Consider the following 18,951-nt stretch of genomic DNA (forward strand, 5'->3'; position numbering starts at 1 on the left):
TGTGGACCCCGACCTCACCCTGCGGTACGCCGATCACGACGACGCGCTCGTGGACGTGCACCTGCCGCCGGCCCTGCGCGCTGCCGGGTCCCGCGACGCGGCAGCGACGCCACCGGCCCCGGTCGTCCTCCTCATCCACGGCGGCTTCTGGCGCGTGGCCTACGACCGCACCCACACCCGGCCGATGGCCCGCGCCTTCGCTGATGCCGGGGCCGTCGTGCTCACCCCGGAGTACCGCCGCGTCGGCGGCGTCGGGCGCCTCGCCGGGGGCTGGCCGCACACCTTCGACGACGTCGACGCCGCCTACGCCGTCGTCCCCAACCTCCTCGCCGGGGCCGGCGTCCGGCCGACCAGCCTTACCGTTGCCGGCCACTCCGCCGGCGGCCACCTCGCGCTCTGGCTCGCCAACCAGGCCGGCGCCGGACGCCCCGTCATCGACCGGGTCGTCGGGCTCGCTCCGGTCGGCGACCTGCAGGCGGCGTACGACGCAGGCCTCGGCGACGGCGCCGTGCAGGCACTGCTCGGCGGGCGACCCGAGGACCACCCCGAGCGGTACGCCGCCGCGGACCCGGCGCTGCGGATGGGCGACCGTCCCAGGAGTGCGGTGGTCGTCGTCCACGGCGAGGACGACGACATCGTCCCGCTGGCCAACTCCGAGGGGCTCGTCGCGCGACGCCCCTGGATCGAGCTCGTGCGCGCACCCGGCGGCCACTTCGGCGTGATCACCCCGGACAGCGCCGCCTGGCCGCGCGTCGTCGCGGCCGTCCTCGGGTCCTCGTCGTGACGGTCGCGCCCATCGATCCACTGCCCGAGCTCCCGGGCCGGCGACCACGACGCCTCTCCCCGCGCGCCGCCCATCTCTGGGACCTCGCGCTCACCGGCGTGCTGCTGCTCGGGGTCGCGGCGATGGTGGTCGCTCGCTTGGACCCGCTGCACGTCCTGCTGTCTGCAGCCCAGATCGCCCCGCTCCTCGTCCGGCGTACCCACCCCCTCCCCGCGTTCCTCACCGTCGCCGCCGCCTCCGCGCTCCAGGTGCCCCTGATCGACGAGCCGGTCTGGGGACAGGTCGCCTTCCCGATCGCCGTCTACAGCGCAGCGCGGTTCGGCCGCGCGTGGCACGGCCACCTCGCGCTCGCGGTCGGGATCTGCGCAGCGGCGGTCGCGGCGTACGACTGGAGCTGGTCTGCCGACCCGGACGTGCTCGACAGCACCTTCTGGGCCAACGCGACCCTCATCGCCGTCATCGTCGTCGCCTGCTGGGCGCTCGGCACGCTCGCGCGCGTGCGCCGTGCCTACATCGACCAGCTCGAACGCGGCCACGCCCAGCTGCGCGCCGACGCCCAGCAGCGCATCGAGCTCGCCGCCGCGGACGAGCGGGCGCGGATCGCCCGCGAGATGCACGACGTCGTCGCCCACGGGCTGTCGGTGATCGTCGTGCAGGCTGACGGCGCGAGGTACGCCGCCGCGCGCGATCCCGAGGTCGCCACCCGCACCCTGGGCACTATCGCCGCGACCGCGCGCGAGTCCCTGACCCAGATGCGCGGCCTGCTCGGGCTCCTGCGCACCGGGGAGCCGCTCGACGCGACCGCCGGCGCGTCCGCGCAGCTGCGTCCGCAGCCGACCCTCGGTGACCTGGACGAGCTCCTCGCCACCGTCGAGGGTCTGCACGTGGACGCCACGCTCCCCGACCCCCTGCCCGAGGTCTCCCCCGGCGTCGGCCTGGCCGTCTATCGCACCGTCCAGGAGTCGCTCACCAACGTGCGCAAGCACGCCGCGGCCGGCCGGGTGGAGGTGCGGGTCGCCGACGAAGGTACGGCGATCGTGGTCGAGGTCCACGACGACGGCAGGGGCGCGGCCACCGCGGTGAGCGACGACGGTGAGGGCCAGGGCCTGCGCGGGATGCGCGAGCGCGTCGCGGCACTCGGCGGCGAGGTGACGGCCGGACCCGCCCCCGGCGGTGGGTGGCGGGTGCGTGCCAGGATCCCGCTGGCGCCGATGAGCACGGTGTCGGCAACGGGAGGGGACCGCACGTGATCCGGGTCTTCCTCGTCGACGACCAGCACATGGTGCGCGCCGGCTTCCGGATGCTCATCGAGAGCCAGGACGACATGACGGTCGTCGGCGAGGCCGGGGACGGCAACGAAGCCCTCCAGCGACTGGCGGTGACCGGCACCGACGTGGTGCTGATGGACGTCCGGATGCCGCGCCTCGACGGCGTCCAGGCGACCGCCGAGCTCACTGCTCGCGGGGAGCTGCCGCGGGTGATCGTGCTGACGACCTTCGACCTCGACGAGTACGCCTTCGCCGCCATCCGCGCGGGCGCGTCGGCGTTCCTGCTCAAGGACGCCACCCCGCCCGAGCTGCTCACTGCGATCCGGTCGGTGCACGCGGGCGACGCGGTGGTGTCGCCGCGGGTCACCCGCCGGCTGCTGGCCCACTTCGCCGAGAGCCTCCCCGACCCGGCAACTGCGGGCCTCTCCGCCTCCGCTTCAGCCCACGACCGGCTCACCGCCCTCACCGAGCGCGAACGCGAGGTGCTGGTGCTCGTCGGCCGCGGCCGCTCCAACACCGAGATCGCCGAGGATCTCGTCGTGGCCGAGGCGACGGTGAAGACCCACGTCGGCCGCGTCCTGGCCAAGACCGGCTCCCGCGATCGGGTGCAGCTCGTGGTGCTGGCCTACGAGACCGGGCTGGTCAGTCCCGGGGAGTAGGTCTCGCGACCCTACGACCACGGTCGTACGCCGCCCCCGCCGTACGACCCAGGTCGCACCCCAGGACCCACCCGTGGACCGACGATTCGCGGCGCGCGCGCTCCTAGCGTCGCCACCATGACCACGCCCGCGACCAGGACCGCGTCCCCTTCTCCGCACGCCGCCTCCCCCGACCACCCCGCACCACCCGCCGTTCTCGCCCGCGACCTGACCCGCACCTACGGTCGGGGCGCGAGCATCGTCCACGCCCTCGACGGCGTCGACCTCGACCTGGCGGTGGGCCGCTTCACCGCGGTGATGGGCCCGTCGGGCTCGGGCAAGTCCACGCTGCTGCACTGCCTCGCCGGCCTGGACAACCCCACGTCGGGCTCGGTGCGGATCGCCGGCGCCGAGATCGGCACGCTCGACGACGACGCGCTGACCCGCTTCCGTCGCGACCACCTCGGCTTCGTCTTCCAGTCGTTCAACCTGCTGCCGATGCTCACCGCCGAGCAGAACGTCCTGCTGCCGTTCGAGCTCGCCGGCCGACGCCCCGACCGCGCGCGTTTCGACGAGATCGTCGACGTGCTGGGCATCCGAGACCGGCTCAACCACCGGCCTTCAGAACTCTCCGGCGGCCAGCAGCAGCGGGTCGCGATCGCCCGTGCCCTGGTGACCGACCCGAGCGTGATCTTCGCCGACGAGCCGACCGGCAACCTCGACAGCACCTCCTCCGCCGAGATCCTCGGCTACCTGCGGCGCAGCGTGCGCGAGCTCGGCCACACGGTCGTCATGGTCACCCACGAGGTCGACGCCGCGGCGTACGCCGACGACGTCCTTCTGCTCGCCGACGGCAAGGTCGCCGACCACCTCGTCGAGCCCGGCCGCGACGCCCTACTGCGCGCCCTGCGACGGGAGGCCTGAGATGCGGACCGTCGCCCTGGCGTCGGTGCGGCAGTACGCCCGCCGCTACGTCGCCGCCGCCCTGGCGATCGCCATCGGCGTCGCCTTCGTCGTGCTCGTCGACGCACTGGCCTCCTCCGCGCGCGCCGGGATCCAGTCCGACCTCGACGCGGAGTACGCCGGGACCGAGCACGTCCTGGTCGAACCGAGCGCTGCGGAGGCCGACCGAGCGCTGACCGCCGTCGCGGACGGCACCGGCACCGCGACCGTCGTCGCCTCGGCATACGTCACCGCCGCGGCCAGCGGCGTGCAGGTGCAGGACTACTTCAGCGTCGGTGTCGTGCCCGACGACCCGGCGCTGCGCTGGCAGCAGATCGTGAGCGGGGCGTTCCCCGACGGACCGGCCGAGGTCGTGCTCGAGCAGGGACCCGCCGAACGCGCGAGCGTCGGCGTGGGCGACACGGTCGTCCTGGGCGACGGGGACACCGCGCGTGAGCTGACCGTCAGCGGCCTGGTCCGCAGCACGGGGATGCTCGCGACCGCGCCGGCGTACGTCGACTGGTCGGCGCTGCAGACGTGGGAGTCCGAGACCTTCGTGCAGGAGGTCCGGCTCCGCGGGGTCGACGACGCCACGCTCGGCGCCGTGGCGCAGGCTGCGCCCGACTCCGAGCTCACCGACCGGGAGTCCCGCGTCGACGAGGTGTTGGTGCGCTTCAACAACGGCGTCGACGTGATCTCCGTGCTGGGCACGCTGTTCGCGGCCGTCGCGTTCTTCGTCGCCGGGCTGGTCATCTCCAACACCTTCGCGATCATGCTGGCCCAGCGCACCCGCGAGCTGGCGTTGCTGCGGTGCGTCGGCGCCACCGGTCGCCAGCTGCGCCGGTCGCTGCGCACCGAGGCCCTCGGCCTGGGGGTCCTGGCCTCGGCCGTCGGTGTCGCGGCGGGCGCGCTGCTCGCCCAGCTCGCCGTACCCACCATCGCCCTGTTTGCCGACGACCTGGCTCTCGGCGCGGTCTCGCTGTCCCCCCTGTGGGCCGGCGGAGCCGCGCTCCTGGGCACCGCCACCACCCTGGTGGCCACCGTGCTCCCGTTGCGGCGGGCCTCGCGGACCACGCCGATGGCCGCGCTCGCCCCGGCGGAGCTCGCCGAGGAGGAGCCCCGCGTACGCCGCACCCGCCTGGTCGGGGGCGGCGTGCTCGCCGCCGCCGGTCTCGCGGGTCTGATCGCCGCGGTCACCACCGGCTCACTCCCGGCGATGCTGGCGGGCGGCGCCGTGGGCGCGCTGGCCGTGCTCGTGCTGCTGCCGATCCTCGTGCCCGGACTGATCCGGCTCAGCTCGGGCCTGGTCGGCCGCTTGGGCGGACCGGCCCTGCGGCTGGCCTCTGCCAACGCCGTGCGCAACCCGCGGCGTACGGCGACCTCCACCGCGGCGCTGCTCGTCGGCACGACGCTGATTTCGGCGATCGTCGTCGGCATGGCCAGCGTCCGGACGACGATGGAGTCTGAGCTCGACCGCGACAAGCCGTTGGACGCGGTCGTGCTCGCGACGGACACCACGACCGACCTGACGGGGTACGCCGACCGGGTGGCGGCGCTCGACGGTGTCGACGCGGTCGCGACCCTGCCCGGAGCGGCAGTCACCGTCGACGGGTTCGAGGCCGTGGCGCTCGGCGTCGACGAGGCCGCCGCTGCGGTGCTGGCCACCGGAGCGGAGCCGACGATGCGTCCGGCGCGCGGCGCCGCGGCCGTGGGCGGTGGGGTGTTCGCCGACGGCGTCCCGGTCGGCCAGCAGGTCCGGGTGCGGGGTCCGGAGGGCGTGATCGACGTGCGTGTCGAGCTGGGCCGAGGGGCCGGGGCCGCGCTCCTGCTGCACCCCGACGACCTGCGCGCCATCGCGCCGGCGGCCAGTCCCCGGGCGCTGTGGGTCGACGCGGCCGACGACGCCGATGCCGCCGAGCTGACCGAGGAGCTCACCGCGGTCGCCCGCAGTGCTGGCGCCGACCTCACCAGCGAGGTGGAGGACCGGGCCTGGGTGACGCTGCAGCTCGACATCGTCCTCGGGGCCACCTTGGGGCTGCTCGGTGCCTCGGTGCTGATCGCGTTGTTCGGCATCGCCAACACGCTGGGCCTGTCGGTGCTCGAGCGCACGCGGGAGAACGCGCTGCTGCGGGCGCTCGGCCTGACCCGGCGTCAGCTCCGGGCGACCCTGGCCGGGGAGGCGGCGCTGCTCACAGGCGTCGCGGGCGCCGCGGGCGTGCTGATCGGGACCTTCTACGGCTGGGTCGGGGTGCGCACCCTCACCCAGGACATGGTCGACTCCATCGCCGTCGTCGTGCCCGTCGGCCAGCTCGCGCTGGTGGTGGTCGCGGCCGGGATCGCCGGGCTGGCCGCGTCGGTGCTGCCGGCGCGCAAGGCCGCGGCGACCGCCCCCGCGGCCGGCCTCGTCGCCGACTAACCCGGCGGCCGCGACGCCGAGCCGGCGCGGAAGGGCGGGCGCGGCGGCGGGGGGTCGTCGTTGTCGGCGACCTCGTCGGCGACGTCCTGCACGAGCTTCCGCCGCTGGATGCGGCGATAGCGCCGGTTCTCGGCGAGCAACGCCTTGGCGGTGCTGATCGCGATGAGCACCATGATGACGCTGAACGGCGCGGCGACGAGGATGGCCATCACCTGCAGGGCTTCCAGCCCGCCCGCGACGAGCAGCACGGCGGCCACGGCTCCCTCGAGGACCGCCCAGAACGCCCGGGTCACCTTCGGCGGGTTCATGCTGCCGCCGGACGCGAGCATGTCGACGACGAAGGAGCCGGAGTCGGAGCTGGTCACGAAGAAGACGACGATCAAGAAGATCGCCATGACGCTCAGGACCGTGCCCATCGGAAGGTTGTCGAGCATCTGGAACAGCGCCAGGTCGGTGCTCACCGCTCCGTCGGCGTCGACGATGCCGCCGTCGCCGAACATCTCGTGCCAGATGCCGGACCCGCCCATGATCGCGAACCAGATGATCGTGACCAGGGTCGGGACGAGCAGCACCCCGAAGATGAACTCCCGCACGGTCCGGCCCCGGGAGATGCGCGCGATGAAGATGCCGACGAACGGCGCCCAGCTCATCCACCAGCCCCAGTAGTAGGTCGTCCAGGCACCCAACCAGTCCTGACCGGCCTCTCCCTGGAACGAGTACGTCGTGAACGACAGCCGCAGGAAGTTCTGCAGATAGGAGCCGATCTGCTGCACGAGGTCGCTGAGCAGGAAGACGGTGGGACCGAGCACCAGGACGAGGAGCAGGAGCGCGGCAGCGACCGTCATGTTGAGGTTGGAGAGGATCTTGATCCCCTTGTCGAGACCGCTGAGCACCGAGACCAGCGCGATCGCCGAGATGCACACGACCAGGGTGATGAGCAGGATGTTGCCCACCTCCCCCACGACGCCGAGGAAGTCCAGGCCCGCGCCGATCTGGCTCACGCCGAAGCCCAGGGAGGTCGCGATCCCGAAGAGCGTGCCGACGATGGCCACGACGTCGATGACGTCGCCGACCCAGCCCTTGACGCGGTCGCCGAGCAGCGGCTCGAGCGCCCACCGGATCGACACCGGCCGGCCGCGGCGGTGGACGGCGTACGCGATCGCGAGACCGACGACGACATAGATCGCCCAGGCGTGCAGACCCCAGTGCAAGAAGGTGACGTCGAAGGCGTTGCGCGCCAGCGCCGAGGGCTCGCCTCCCACGCCCGGAGGCGGGGCGGCGAAGTGGTTGAGCGGCTCGGCGACGCCCCAGAAGACGAGTCCGATGCCCATGCCGGCGGCGAAGAGCATCGAGAACCACGAGCGCAGACCGAACTCCGGCTCCTCGTCGTCCTTGCCGAGCGTGATGCCACCCATCGGCGACAGCGCCAGCCAGAGGGAGAAGCCGACGAAGCCGGTGACGACCAGGACGTACCACCAGCCGAGCTGGGTCACGACGGTGGTGTTGGCGGCGGTGAGCGCGTCGCCCATCGGGCCTGGGAAGACGGCCGCGACCAGCACGAAGACGATCAGCAGCACTGCTGCGGGCACGAAGACGCGCGGCGCGGTGATGTAGCTACGCCAGCCGGCCGGAGGGGAGTCGGTGGTGTTCACGGACGGAGCGTGCCCCCACCCGTCGAGACCAAACTGGCGCTCATCCCAGCGGGGGCTCCGTCTTCTCCCGCACCTCGTCCTCGCTGACGCCGGGAGCGCACTCGACCAGCTGCAGTCCGTCCGGCGTCACGTCGATGACGGCCAGGTCGGTGATGATGCGCTGCACGACGCCGCGACCGGTGTAGGGCAGCGAGCACTCCTCGACGATCTTGAACGACCCGTCCTTGGCGACGTGCTCCATCAGCACGATCACCCGCTTCGCGCCGTGGACGAGGTCCATCGCCCCACCCATCCCCTTGACCATCTTGCCGGGGATCATCCAGTTGGCGATGTCGCCGGCGCGGCTGACCTGCATCGCGCCGAGGATGGCGGCGTCGATCTTGCCGCCGCGGATCATCCCGAAGCTCAGGGCGGAGTCGAAGTACGACGCCCCGCGGCGCACCGTCACCGTCTCCTTGCCGGCGTTGATCAGGTCGGGGTCGACCGCGTCCTCGGTGGGGTACGCACCGACGCCGAGGATGCCGTTCTCGCTCTGCAGCACCAGCTCCACGTCGTCGGGGACGTAGTTGGGCACCAGCGTCGGCAGGCCGATGCCGAGGTTGACGTAGGAGCCGTCGCTCAGCTCGCTCGCCGCACGCGCGGCCATCTGCTCCCGGGTCCAGGCCATGTCAGGCTCCTGCCTCGCTCGACCCGCTGGGGGTTTTCGGGGGGTCCACGGGGGGCGGAGCCCCCCGTGTGGTCTTCTTCTCGATCCGCTTCTCCGCAGCCTGCTCCGGCGTCAGCGCGACGACCCGGTGGACGAACACCCCCGGCAGGTGCACCTCGTCGGGATCCAGCTCGCCGGGCTCGACCAGCTCCTCGACCTCGGCGACGGTGACGCGGCCACACATGGCGGCGAGCGGGTTGAAGTTGCGCGAGGCCTTGCGGAAGACGAGGTTGCCGTGCCGGTCGCCCTTCCACGCCCGCACGAGCCCGAAGTCGGCGACGATCGCCTGCTCGAGCACGAACTCCTTGTCGCCCTCGGCGGTCGCGAAGGTGCGGGTCTCCTTGGCGGGCGAGGCGACGACCACGTTGCCGGCGTCGTACCTCCACGGCAGGCCGCCCTCGGCCACCTGCGTGCCGACACCGGTCGCGGTGAAGAACGCCGGTACGCCGACGCCGCCGGCGCGCATCCGCTCCGCCAGCGTGCCCTGCGGGGTCAGCTCGACCTCGAGCTCGCCGGCGAGGTACTGCCGGGCGAACTCCTTGTTCTCCCCGACGTACGACGCCACGACGCGCCGCAGCCGACCGGCGCCCAGCAACAGCCCCAGTCCCCAGTCGTCGACGCCGGCGTTGTTGGAGACGACCTCCAGGTCCCGGGTCCCCTGGTCGAGCAGTGCCCGGATGAGGACCGAGGGGATGCCGCACAGCCCGAACCCGCCCACCGCCAGGGTCACGCCGTCGGGGATGTCGGCGACGGCCTCGGCCGCGCTCGCCACTGTCTTGTCCATGCCTGCATTGAAGGAGCCCGCCGGCACGGCGTCAACGAACCGGTCACCGGCCGACCACCGTCGCTGGCGCGCGTTCACTGGGTGAACGCGGCGTACGCTGAGCGACGTGTCCCCCACTCCGCCCGCACACGCCGTCGGCCGCACGGCGGCCGTCCTACGCGCGGTCTCGGCGGCGGAGCCGGACGGCCGCACCACCGCCGAGGTCGGACGCGCCACCGGCCTGGCCCGCCCGACCGCCCACCGGTTGCTGACCGCCCTGCAAGCCGAGGGTCTGGTCGACCGTGCGCAGGCCACGGGTCGCTGGCTGCTCGGACCCGAGCTCTACCTGCTCGGCGCCGCCGCCCAGCCGCGCTACGACGTCACCGACCACGCCGGGCCCGTCGTACGCCGACTGGCCGAGGCGACCGGCGAGAGCGCCTTCTTCTCGGCCCTGCGCGGGGAGGAGACCGTCTGCCTGCTGCGCGAGGACGGCAGCTTCCCGCTGCGCTCCCACGTCCTCCACGTCGGCATCCGGTTCCCGCTCGGCGTCGCTTCGGCGGGGCTGGCGATGCTCGCCTACCTTCCCGACGACGAGATCACCGAGTTCCTGGCCCGCACCGACCTGACGGCGTACGGCGAGAGCCACGCCCCCGAGGAGGTGCGCCGACGCGTACGCCGGACCCGGCGCGACGGCTACGCCCTCAACCCCGGACTGCTGGTCGAGGGCAGCTGGGGCATGGGCTCCGCGGTCTTCGACGCCGAGGAGCGTCCGCGCTGGGCGCTGAGCCTCACCGGCGTGGAGCGCCGCTTCGATCCCGCCCGTCGCCGCGAGCTCGGTCCGCTGCTGCTGCGCGAGGCCCACGAGCTCGGCCGGCGGCTGCGCACCGCGGGACGCTAGACCGACAGCGGGTCTGGACCGGTCCCACTACGCTTCACGGCGTGAGCGACTGGCCAGACGTGGACCTCCACATCGTCACCGGCAAGGGCGGCACGGGGAAGTCCACCGTGGCTGCCGCGCTGGCCCTTGCGCTCGCCTCCCACGGCAAGCAGGTGCTGCTGTGCGAGGTCGAGGGCCGCCAGGGCATCGCGCGGATGTTCGACGTCGCACCGCTGCCCTACGAGGAGCGCCCCCTGGCGAGCGGCCACGGCAGTGACGGCACGGCCGGCGGCGAGGTGTTCGCGCTGGCGATCGACCCGGAGTCCGCGCTGCTGGAGTACCTCGCGATGTACTACCGCCTCGGCCGCGCCGGCAAGGCGCTCGACAAGTTCGGCGTCGTGGACTTCGCCACGACGATCGCCCCGGGCGTCCGCGACGTCCTGCTGACCGGCAAGGTCTACGAGGCGGTCAACCGCAACCGACGCACCAAGAACGCCCGGCACTACGACGCCGTCGTGCTCGACGCGCCCCCGACCGGCCGGATCGCGCAGTTCCTCAACGTCAACGACGAGCTGGCCGGGCTCGCCAAGGTCGGTCCGATCAAGAACCAGGCCGACACGGTGATGACGCTGCTGCGCTCGGAGCGGACCGCCATCCACCTGGTGACGGTGCTGGAGGAGATGCCTGTGCAGGAGACCAGCGACGGCATCGCCGAGCTGCGCTCGATCGGCCTGCCGGTCGGCGGCGTGGTCGTCAACCTGACCCGGCCCCAGGCCCTGGACGCCTCGGCTCGCGAGGCGGCGCTGGCCGGTGCACTTCCCGCGACCACCGTGCGCGCGGACCTCGAGCAGGCGGGTCTGCCCACCGACGACGCCCTGGTCGAGGCGCTCCTCGCCGAGGGTCGCGACCACGCCGAGCGCCGGCGCCTCGAGGACACCCAGCGCGAGCTGGTGGCCGAGATCGGCGTACCCACCTATGAGCTGCCGCGCCTGGCCGACGGCATCGACCTCGGCGGCCTCTACGAGCTGGCCGCCCGGCTGCGCGAGCAGGCGATGGCATGACCCGGCAGAGCAACCCGCGGGTCGGGCCGCTGGCCAGCCCCGACCCCCACGACGTCCCCGCGCTCGACGTCGACGCGCTCCTGGGCGACCGCAGCACTCAGATCATCGTCTGCTGCGGCTCCGGCGGCGTCGGCAAGACGACCACCGCCGCCGCGCTCGCCCTGCGCGCGGCCGAGCAGGGGCGCAAGGTCGTCGTGCTCACCATCGACCCCGCCCGTCGGCTCGCGCAGTCGATGGGGATCGAGGCGCTCGACAACGTGCCGCGTCCGGTGCCGGGGGTCTCGACGAGCTCGACCGACCAGGGGGGCGGCTCGCTCGACGCGATGATGCTCGACATGAAGCGGACCTTCGACGAGGTCGTCGAGTCCCAGGCCAGCCCCGAGAAGGCCCAGCAGATCCTGCAGAACCCCTTCTATATCGCGCTGTCGAGCTCGTTCGCGGGCACGCAGGAATACATGGCGATGGAGAAGCTCGGCCAGCTCCACCAGGACGCCCGGCGCACCGGCCGCTGGGACCTGATCGTCGTCGACACCCCGCCGTCGCGTTCGGCGCTGGACTTCCTCGACGCCCCCGAGCGGCTCTCGTCGTTCCTCGACGGACGGTTCATCCGGATCCTGCTCGCGCCGGCGAAGGGTCCGGCGCGGCTGATGACCGCCGGCTTCAGCATCGTCACCAACGCCGTCACCAAGATCATCGGCGCGCAGGTGCTGCGCGACATGCAGACCTTCGTCGCCGCCTTCGACACGCTCTTCGGCGGCTTCCGCCAGCGCGCGCAGAAGACCTTCGAGCTGCTCCAGGCGGACGGTACGGCGTTCGTCGTCGTCGCCGCGCCGGAGCCGGACGCGCTGCGCGAGGCGGCGTACTTCGTCGAGCGGCTCACCGAGGAGGACATGCCGCTGGCGGGACTGGTCGTCAACCGCGCCAGCCTCGCGCCGGAGGGTGCCACCCTCTCGGCCGAGCAGGCGCTCGCCGCCGCGGAGCGCCTGGAGGAGTCCGCCCCGGCACCGGTGACCGCCGGTCTGCTGCGGCTGCTCGCCGAGCGCCTGCAGCTCGTACGCCGCGAGCTGCACGTCCGCAGCCGGTTCAGCGCCGCGCACCCGGAGGTCGCGACCGCCGTCGTCCCCGCGCTGGCCACCGACGTCCACGACCTCGACGGCCTGCGGCAGGTCGGGGACCTGCTCGCCGGCCCCTGACCCGTCAGGCTGACCCGGCCGACCGGACTGGTGCCGGCCGGGTCAGGCGCTGCGGACGATCTCGGGCAGCTCCGCAGCGACATGATCGGCCTTGGCGGCCTCGAGCAGGCCGCGCCACGAGGTGACGTTGGGCCGGCGGCGCAGCAGCGCCCGCCGCTCGCGCTCGGTCATGCCGCCCCACACGCCCCACTCGATCTGGTTGTCGAGCGCTTCGGCGAGGCACTCGGCCCGCACGATGCAGGTGCCGCACCGGAGCTTGGCGCGGTTCTGCTCCGCACCCCGCACGAACAGGTCATCAGGCCCTGCCTGCTTGCAGGCCGCCTCGGACGCCCAGTCGTCGTTCCACGTCATGCTTGAGGTCCCCTCGCCGGGAGAGGGATCCGCCCCGATGCGGACCCGCCGAGTCGAAATGTCTGAGTTCAAGGTAAAGAACCGCGGCAGTGTGAGACCAGACACAACCGGAGCACGATCACGTAGTCACATATGACTAGACGAGGGTGACCAACGACCCATGGCGCTCCCGTACTCTGGAGCGCATGCGTCGTGACCGTCTCCCCGCGTCGGCCATCCTCTCCCACCTGGGGGTGATGGTCGCGGTTGCGGCCGCACTGGGGGTCCTCGTCGCCGGTCTGGCCCTCCCGTTCGCCGGCGTGGCCGGCCTGAGCGCGCGCACGGTGGCGCGCCAGATCGACAACCTGCCGGCCGAGCTGGAGGCGGAGCCGCTGCCCGAGCGCACCCGGGTGCTCGACTCCGAGGGCAAGCTGCTGGCGACGTTCTACGACGAGAACCGCGTCAACATCTCCCTCGACAAGGTCGCGCCGATCATGCGCGAGGCGATCGTGGCGATCGAGGACGACCGCTTCTACGAGCACGGCGCGCTCGACATCAAGGGCACGCTGCGCGCGTTCCTCACCAACCAGGCCAGCGACGACGTCGTGCAGGGTGGCTCCTCGATCACCCAGCAGATGGTGAAGCTGACGCTGGTCGCCCAGGCCGAGACGGCCGAGGAGCGCCGCGCGGCCACGGAGGAGACCTACGCCCGCAAGATCAAGGAGCTGCAGTACGCCATCGGCTTCGAGGAGAAGTACTCCAAGGACTGGATCTTGGAGCGCTACCTCAACCTCGCCTACTTCGGCGCCGGGGCCGAGGGCATCCAGGCGGCGTCGTACCGCTACTTCTCCAAACCCGCCAACAAGCTGAAGCTGCGCGAGGCCGCGTTGCTCGCCGGCCTCGTGCAGAACCCGTCACGCTTCGACCCCACCCGCAACCGGGAGGCGGCCCGCGACCGCCGCGACGTCGTGCTCCGCCGGATGGCCCAGCTGGGCATCGTCACCGACGAGCAGGCGCAGAAGGCGATCTCGCGCAACCTCGGCCTCAAGCCGCGCCAGACCCGCAACGGCTGCATCTTCTCCGCCGCGCCGTTCTTCTGTGACTACGCCCGGCGCTACCTGCTGGCCGACGAGTCGCTGGGCGAGACGCGCGAGGAGCGCGAGCAGCTCATCGACCGCGGGGGCCTGACGATCAAGACCACCGTCGACCTGCGCATGCAGCGCGGCGCCGACGAGGCCGCGGCCGCCAACGTCCAGCCGACCGACCAGGCCGTCGGTGCCCTCGCGATGGTCGAGCCCGGCACCGGCGCGGTCCGCGCCCTGGCGCAGTCGCGGCCGATGGGGCGTGACCGCAGCAAGGGCCAGAGCTTCCTCAACTATGTGGTCGACTCGGAGTACGGCGACGCCAACGGCTTCCAGCCGGGCTCGACGTTCAAGGTCTTCGTGCTGGCCACCGCCATCAAGAACGGCATGTCGCTCGGCACCCAGCTGTCTGTCCCGGCGCAGGGCTACTACCCGGTCAGCGACTACGAGACCTGCGACGGCCCCTACCAGGGCACCCAGATCTGGGAGCCGCGCAACTCGACGACGGGTGCCGGGACGTTCGACATGTACTCCGGCACCCAGAAGTCGGTGAACACGTTCTTCGCCGAACTCACCCAGCGCACCGGGCTGTGCGAGCCCTACGAGCTCGCCCAGAAGATGGGCGTCGCGCTCAACGACCCCGCGCGCGAGATGGTCCCGTCGTTCGCCCTCGGCGTCGCCGACGTGAGCCCGTTGGAGATGGCCGGCGCCTACGCGACGTTCGCGGCTCGCGGTGTGGCGTGCGCCAACACCCCGATCGCGGAGATCCGCGACGCGACCGGCGCCCTCTTCAAGGACTACCGCCCCGATTGTGAGCGGGTGATGCCGCGCAGCACCGCCGACGCCGTCAACGACATCCTGCGCGGCCTGCTGGAGCCCGGCGGTTTCGCCTATGGCTCCGCCCTGGGGCGTCCATCGGCAGGCAAGACGGGGACGACCAACGACAACCGCGCCGTCTGGTTCGTCGGCTACACACCGAACATGTCGACGGCAGCTGTGATCGCCGGAGCCAACCAGCTCGGCCAGCCCTCCTCGCTCAACGGCACGGTCGTCAACGGGCGCACCATCTACGGCGTCTCCGGTTCGGGTTACGCCGCACCCATGTGGGCCTCCGCGATGCGGGAGGCCATCGCAGTCCTCCCCGTGCAGGACTTCGTGGCCCCCGGCGCGGCGATCGTCCAGGGCCAGCAGGACGCCGTCCCGTCCGTCGGCGGGCTCAGCGTCGACGAGGCACGCCGGGTGCTCGAGGACGCGGGCTTCTTCCCCCGCGTGAGCTCGCCGGTCAACTCGAACTATCCGTCGGGCACCGTCGCCTACACCTCGCCCGGCAGCGGCGCCACCATCGGCACCGGCAGCACCGTCGTCATCTACCCCTCCAACGGCGTACCGCCGCTCCCCCCGCCCTCTGACGACGGGGATGGGGACGACGACGGCGACGGTGGTGACGAAGCCGGTGATGGTCGCGGCGGGGGCGACAACGCCGGACCCGGTCGCGGACGCGGCCGGGGTGGCGACAACCCGGGACGCGGCCGCGGTCGCGGCGGGGACGACTGACCCGCGTCGCAGACCCGACTCAGCCGGCGAGCTGGCGCTTGACCTCCGCCGCGACGAACGCGCCGTCGGCGCGGCCCTTCACCTTCGGCTGCAGCGCGCCCATGACCTTGCCCATCGCGCGCATGCCGTCGGCGGCGGCACCGGTGGACTCGATGGTCTCGGAGATGAGCGCTCGGACCTCGTCCTCGGAGAGCTGCTCGGGCAGGTAGTCGGCGAGGATCTCGGCCTCGGCCCGCTCCTTGGCGGCCGCCTCGGTGCGCCCGCCCTCCTCGAACGCGACGGCGGCCTCGCGCCGCTTCTTGGCCTCGCTGCTGAGCACGGTCACGACGTCCTCGTCGGTGAGCTCGCGCTGGGTCTTGCCGGCGACCTCGGCGTTGGTGATCGCCGTGAGCACCATCCGCAGGGTCGAGGACCGCAGCTCGTCGCGCGCCTTGATCGATGCGGTCAAGTCGGTGCGCAGGCGGTCCTTGAGATTGCTCATGGATGCATTGTGGCAGCCTGACGCCATGAGCCCGGCCCCCGATTCCGCCCGCGGCCCGCTCCGCGCGGTCGTGCGGGCGGGAGTTGCCGCGGCGGCCGTGGGGCTGGGGTGTGCGGCGTACGGCGCAGGGTGGGAGGTGCGCGCGTTCGTCCTCCGCGAGGCGGAGGTCCCCGTGCTTCCCCCGGGTGCGAAGCCGCTGCGCGTGCTGCACCTCAGCGACCTGCACCTGACTCCCGCGCAGGGGCGCAAGCGCGCGTGGTTGCGTGACCTCGCGAGCACGAAGCCCGACCTGGTCATCGGCACCGGCGACTTCCTCGCCCACCGCGACGCCGTCGGCCCCGTCCTCGAAGCGCTCGACGGCCTCCTCGACTCCCCCGGTGTCTTCGTCCTGGGTTCCAACGACTACTTCGCCCCGACCGGGCGCAACCCGGTGAAGTACCTGCTCCCCGACGACGGCCAGCGCCACACGACGTCCCCGAAGCTGCCCTGGCCCGACCTCGTCGCGGGGTTCACCGCCCGCGGCTGGCGCGACCTCACCAACCGCCACGACCGGCTGCGCATCGGCGAGACCGAGATCGCGTTCGCCGGGGTCGACGACCCCCACCTCGGGTACGACGACCTCGCCGCTGTCGCCGGTCCCGCGCCAGCCAAGGCGGACCTGCGTATCGGCGTGGCGCACGCGCCGTACCTCCGCGTCCTCGACCAGTTCACCCGCGACGGCTACGACCTGCTGATCGCCGGCCACACCCACGGCGGTCAGCTGTGCCTGCCGAGGTCGCGCGCGATCGTCACCAACTGCGACCTCGATCGCGCCCGCGCCAAGGGTCTGCACCGGCACCCGGCCGACTCCCCGCCCGACGACCCGGCCGGCGCGTGGATGCACGTCTCCGCCGGACTCGGCACCTCGCCGTACGTCCCGATCCGGTTCTGCTGCCGGCCGGAAGCCACCCTGCTCACGCTCGTCGCGCGCTGACTGCGTCCTGCTCGAAGATCGCAGTCACCAGGTGACTGGGATCCTCGTGTGGGACGCACCAGCCCTCCGTCGAGGGCGATTTCAGTCGGCCGTACCGGCTCGTATAGACTCGCCCGCGGCCTGTTCACGCAGGCTGATCGGGCTGTGGCGCAGCTTGGTAGCGCGCCTCGTTCGGGACGAGGAGGCCGCAGGTTCAAATCCTGTCAGCCCGACAAATCGGACACCCGGATCTGCACGCGCAGATCCGGGTGTTTCGCATCCGGCGCCAGTCGCTACCAGGTGACCTCGTGGCAGTCGGTCGTCGGGCGCTCCTCCACCTGGAGGGTCGCGTGCTCGATGCCGTGGCCCTGGCGCAGCACACGCTGAGCCGCAACCAGGACGCCGTGGCTGTCGGTGGCCGGATCCTCGTCCAGCACGAGGTGAGCGGTGGCGACGTGCATGCCCGAGGTCAGCGTCCACACGTGCAGGTCGTGGACGTCGGCGACGCCGGGCAGGGCAACGAGCTCGGCGGTCAGGCGCTCGACGTCGAGGTCGGCCGGGACGTGCTGGCCGAGCACGGCGAGCACCTGGCGACCAAGGACCACCGCGCGCACGGCGACGAAGACGCCGATGGCGAGCGCGACGAGGGTGTCCCACACGACCATGTCGGTGAGCAGGACGAGCCCGCCCGCCACGAGGACGCCGACGCTGCCCGCGGTGTCGGCCAGCACCTCGTAGTAGGCGCCCTTGACGTTGAGCGACTCGCGCGCGCCGGCCCGGAGGAGCAGCAGCGCGATCAGGTTCACCAGGAGACCGAGCACGCCGACGACCAGGACCGGTCCGACCTCGATGCTCACGTCGGCCCCGATGCGCCCGACCGCGGCGATGACGACGTACGCCGACACCCCCAGCATCAGCAGGACCGCCAGGCCCGAGGCGAACACCTCGGCGCGGTAGGAGCCATAGGTACGCCGGCCGGTGTGGTCGGGGCGGGTGGCGATCTTGGTGGCGATCAACGCCGCCCCGAGCGCCACCACGTCAGCGGCCATGTGCCCGGCGTCGGAGATCAGGGCGAGCGAGCCGGACCACAGCCCGGCGACGAGTTCGACCACGAAGAAGGCAGCGACCAGGACGAACGAGATCGCCAGCCGTCGGCGGTGTCGCCCGCCGGCGTGGGAGCTCGGACTCCCGGTCAGGTGACCGTGGCCGTGACCTGCACCCACTGGGCCTCCTCCCTCGACACGGCGCGCATCGACGTCGCGCCTTCCAGCGTAGGCCGCAACGACCCGCCCGGCTGTGACGTGTGCGACGGCGCCTCCGGTCGACCCTGCTCTGGCAGACTCCCCCCATGGCCGACCCGAGCGACGACGTCGAGGACAAGCTCTCGCTGTCGCGGCCCTTCGGGCGCCGCAAGAAGCGCTCGCCGCGCACCGAGACCGCGCCAACCCCACCGGCACCGCCCGAACCGCCACCCGTCGGCGCGCCGGCCGATGCGGCACCCGACGTGGTTCCCGGCGCACCTGTCGACGTCCCGAGCGGGATGCCCGCGCCCGACGACGCGACCAGGCCCGACGACAGCTCGCCCGCGGCGTGGGAGACCGGCCCCGCTCTCGACTCCGGACCGATCCCGGGATTCGTGCCGCCGCTCCCGCCGAGCGAGGACGAGGTAGCCGCTTCGACCGCGCCGCCCGCCGAGCCCGCAGCCGTCAGGGAGGCGGCGCCCCGCGCCGAGCCGACCGACCCCGACCCGGTGGAGCCCCCGCCCAGCGACATCACCGAACCGGCTCCCGTGCCGGCACCAACCGGCAACGGCCGGGACGGCGACGAGCGCGAGCCGGAGCCGTGGCGTCAGCGGGTCGACCTGCTGCCGATGCTCACCGGACGTGTCGCGGCCATCGTCGCCGGCATCGTGGTCGGCCTGCTCGGAGCCGCACTGACGTTCGCAGGCCTGAAGGGCTGCTCGGAACTGAAGGGCACCGCCTCCTGCGGCGGTCCGGGATTCTTCCTGCTGCTCGCGATCGTCGTGGTGATGGTGCTGCTGGGCGCCGTGCTGCTGACGGTGTGGGAGGTCTCCCGCCCGGGCAGCACGAGCATCCTCGGCGTCGCACTGGTGGGTGTGATCAGTCAGCTGTTCCTGGTCGACGTGCTGTTCTCGGCCTGGATGTTCGCGGTGATCCCGGCGCTCAGCGCGATCGCGTTCCTCGGCGCGTGGTGGCTGACGTCCTCCTTCGCGGAGGAGACGACCTAGGGCG

General features: G+C 72.6%; 17 protein-coding genes and 1 tRNA gene. 12 read left to right on the forward strand and 6 right to left on the reverse strand.

Annotation, left to right across the window (positions count from 1 at the left end):
- Position 1 precedes the first annotated feature (1 nt).
- From J2S59_RS03875 to J2S59_RS03895, 5 genes are all read left to right on the forward strand, one after another.
- Positions 2–784, forward strand: coding sequence for an alpha/beta hydrolase family protein (locus J2S59_RS03875; protein WP_068117636.1), 783 nt, complete (start codon positions 2–4; stop codon positions 782–784).
- Positions 781–2,034, forward strand: coding sequence for a sensor histidine kinase (locus J2S59_RS03880; protein WP_068117631.1), 1,254 nt, complete (start codon positions 781–783; stop codon positions 2,032–2,034). Before J2S59_RS03875 ends, J2S59_RS03880 begins: the two co-directional genes overlap by 4 nt.
- Positions 2,031–2,711: a response regulator gene (locus tag J2S59_RS03885; protein WP_220138305.1), complete on the forward strand. Its 681-nt coding sequence runs from the start codon at positions 2,031–2,033 to the stop codon at positions 2,709–2,711. The genes J2S59_RS03880 and J2S59_RS03885 overlap by 4 nt, the downstream gene beginning before the upstream one ends.
- 117 nt (positions 2,712–2,828) lie before the next feature.
- Positions 2,829–3,614, forward strand: a complete 786-nt coding sequence (locus J2S59_RS03890) for an ABC transporter ATP-binding protein (protein ID WP_306824827.1) — start codon at positions 2,829–2,831, stop codon at positions 3,612–3,614.
- 1 nt (position 3,615) lies between these two features.
- A complete protein-coding gene (locus J2S59_RS03895; protein ID WP_306824828.1) occupies positions 3,616–6,048 on the forward strand; it encodes an FtsX-like permease family protein in 2,433 nt (810 codons plus the stop codon).
- Here the strand turns inward: J2S59_RS03895 and J2S59_RS03900 are convergent.
- The 3 genes from J2S59_RS03900 to J2S59_RS03910 are packed head-to-tail and all read right to left on the reverse strand — an operon-like array spanning position 6,045 to position 9,190.
- Positions 6,045–7,700: a BCCT family transporter gene (locus J2S59_RS03900; protein ID WP_068120641.1), complete on the reverse strand. Its 1,656-nt coding sequence runs from the start codon at positions 7,698–7,700 to the stop codon at positions 6,045–6,047. The two genes, J2S59_RS03895 and J2S59_RS03900, sit on opposite strands and share 4 nt — an antisense overlap.
- A gap of 40 nt (positions 7,701–7,740) precedes the next feature.
- The gene (locus tag J2S59_RS03905) at positions 7,741–8,367 is read right to left on the reverse strand and encodes a CoA transferase subunit B (RefSeq protein WP_068120643.1); all 627 of its coding nucleotides are present in this window, start codon (positions 8,365–8,367) and stop codon (positions 7,741–7,743) included.
- 1 nt (position 8,368) lies between these two features.
- Complete coding sequence (locus tag J2S59_RS03910) at positions 8,369–9,190, reverse strand: CoA transferase subunit A (RefSeq protein ID WP_181641933.1); 822 nt, start codon at positions 9,188–9,190, stop codon at positions 8,369–8,371.
- 106 nt (positions 9,191–9,296) lie between these two features.
- On the opposite strand from J2S59_RS03910, the gene J2S59_RS03915 reads away from it, so the two are divergent.
- Genes J2S59_RS03915 through bagB form a run of 3 tightly spaced genes read left to right on the forward strand, consistent with a single transcriptional unit; the run spans position 9,297 to position 12,300 of the window.
- Entirely contained in the window at positions 9,297–10,067 is a 771-nt protein-coding gene (locus tag J2S59_RS03915) for an IclR family transcriptional regulator (protein WP_068120645.1), read from the forward strand.
- A 41-nt stretch (positions 10,068–10,108) separates the two neighbouring features.
- Positions 10,109–11,107: an ATPase BagA gene (gene bagA / locus J2S59_RS03920; RefSeq protein WP_246360308.1), complete on the forward strand. Its 999-nt coding sequence runs from the start codon at positions 10,109–10,111 to the stop codon at positions 11,105–11,107.
- The gene (bagB, locus tag J2S59_RS03925) at positions 11,104–12,300 is read left to right on the forward strand and encodes an ArsA family ATPase (RefSeq protein ID WP_306824829.1); all 1,197 of its coding nucleotides are present in this window, start codon (positions 11,104–11,106) and stop codon (positions 12,298–12,300) included. The genes bagA and bagB overlap by 4 nt, the downstream gene beginning before the upstream one ends.
- 42 nt (positions 12,301–12,342) lie before the next feature.
- On the opposite strand, the gene J2S59_RS03930 is transcribed toward bagB, so the two are convergent.
- A complete protein-coding gene (locus J2S59_RS03930; RefSeq protein ID WP_068122343.1) occupies positions 12,343–12,651 on the reverse strand; it encodes a WhiB family transcriptional regulator in 309 nt (102 codons plus the stop codon).
- 185 nt (positions 12,652–12,836) lie between these two features.
- Between J2S59_RS03930 and J2S59_RS03935 the strand changes: the two genes are divergently transcribed.
- Positions 12,837–15,266: a transglycosylase domain-containing protein gene (locus tag J2S59_RS03935; protein WP_306824830.1), complete on the forward strand. Its 2,430-nt coding sequence runs from the start codon at positions 12,837–12,839 to the stop codon at positions 15,264–15,266.
- 19 nt (positions 15,267–15,285) lie between these two features.
- Here the strand turns inward: J2S59_RS03935 and J2S59_RS03940 are convergent, their stop codons facing one another.
- Positions 15,286–15,747: a GatB/YqeY domain-containing protein gene (locus J2S59_RS03940; protein WP_068117759.1), complete on the reverse strand. Its 462-nt coding sequence runs from the start codon at positions 15,745–15,747 to the stop codon at positions 15,286–15,288.
- A 25-nt stretch (positions 15,748–15,772) separates the two neighbouring features.
- Here J2S59_RS03940 and J2S59_RS03945 point away from each other — a divergent pair, with 25 nt between their 5' ends.
- Together J2S59_RS03945 and J2S59_RS03950 are read left to right on the forward strand one after the other, a co-directional pair.
- On the forward strand, positions 15,773–16,720 hold the full coding sequence (locus J2S59_RS03945) for a metallophosphoesterase (protein ID WP_246360133.1): 948 nt from the start codon (positions 15,773–15,775) through the stop codon (positions 16,718–16,720).
- A gap of 138 nt (positions 16,721–16,858) precedes the next feature.
- Positions 16,859–16,932: transfer RNA gene (locus J2S59_RS03950), tRNA-Pro, on the forward strand.
- A 60-nt stretch (positions 16,933–16,992) separates the two neighbouring features.
- On the opposite strand, the gene J2S59_RS03955 is transcribed toward J2S59_RS03950, so the two are convergent.
- On the reverse strand, positions 16,993–17,922 hold the full coding sequence (locus tag J2S59_RS03955) for a cation diffusion facilitator family transporter (protein WP_068117752.1): 930 nt from the start codon (positions 17,920–17,922) through the stop codon (positions 16,993–16,995).
- Between the two features lie 125 nt (positions 17,923–18,047).
- Between J2S59_RS03955 and J2S59_RS03960 the strand changes: the two genes are divergently transcribed.
- Positions 18,048–18,947 carry a hypothetical protein gene (locus J2S59_RS03960; RefSeq protein ID WP_068117749.1) on the forward strand — a complete coding sequence of 300 codons (900 nt, stop codon included), beginning with the start codon at positions 18,048–18,050 and terminating at the stop codon, positions 18,945–18,947.
- Positions 18,948–18,951: the final 4 nt, after the last annotated feature.

The organism is Nocardioides massiliensis (assembly GCF_030811215.1).
GTDB classification, from domain to species: domain Bacteria; phylum Actinomycetota; class Actinomycetes; order Propionibacteriales; family Nocardioidaceae; genus Nocardioides_A; species Nocardioides_A massiliensis.

What these genes read in the sequence shown, in the direction of transcription:
- J2S59_RS03960 (WP_068117749.1), top strand. Translation starts at nt 18,048, where the DNA reads ATGGCCGACCCGAGCGACGACGTCGAGGACAAGCTCTCGCTGTCGCGG.
- bagB (WP_306824829.1), top strand. Translation starts at nt 11,104, where the DNA reads ATGACCCGGCAGAGCAACCCGCGGGTCGGGCCGCTGGCCAGCCCCGAC.
- J2S59_RS03895 (WP_306824828.1), top strand. Translation starts at nt 3,616, where the DNA reads ATGCGGACCGTCGCCCTGGCGTCGGTGCGGCAGTACGCCCGCCGCTAC.
- J2S59_RS03935 (WP_306824830.1), top strand. Translation starts at nt 12,837, where the DNA reads ATGCGTCGTGACCGTCTCCCCGCGTCGGCCATCCTCTCCCACCTGGGG.
- J2S59_RS03940 (WP_068117759.1), bottom strand. Translation starts at nt 15,747, where the DNA reads ATGAGCAATCTCAAGGACCGCCTGCGCACCGACTTGACCGCATCGATC.
- J2S59_RS03930 (WP_068122343.1), bottom strand. Translation starts at nt 12,651, where the DNA reads ATGACGTGGAACGACGACTGGGCGTCCGAGGCGGCCTGCAAGCAGGCA.
- J2S59_RS03910 (WP_181641933.1), bottom strand. Translation starts at nt 9,190, where the DNA reads ATGGACAAGACAGTGGCGAGCGCGGCCGAGGCCGTCGCCGACATCCCC.
- J2S59_RS03945 (WP_246360133.1), top strand. Translation starts at nt 15,773, where the DNA reads ATGAGCCCGGCCCCCGATTCCGCCCGCGGCCCGCTCCGCGCGGTCGTG.
- J2S59_RS03905 (WP_068120643.1), bottom strand. Translation starts at nt 8,367, where the DNA reads ATGGCCTGGACCCGGGAGCAGATGGCCGCGCGTGCGGCGAGCGAGCTG.
- J2S59_RS03890 (WP_306824827.1), top strand. Translation starts at nt 2,829, where the DNA reads ATGACCACGCCCGCGACCAGGACCGCGTCCCCTTCTCCGCACGCCGCC.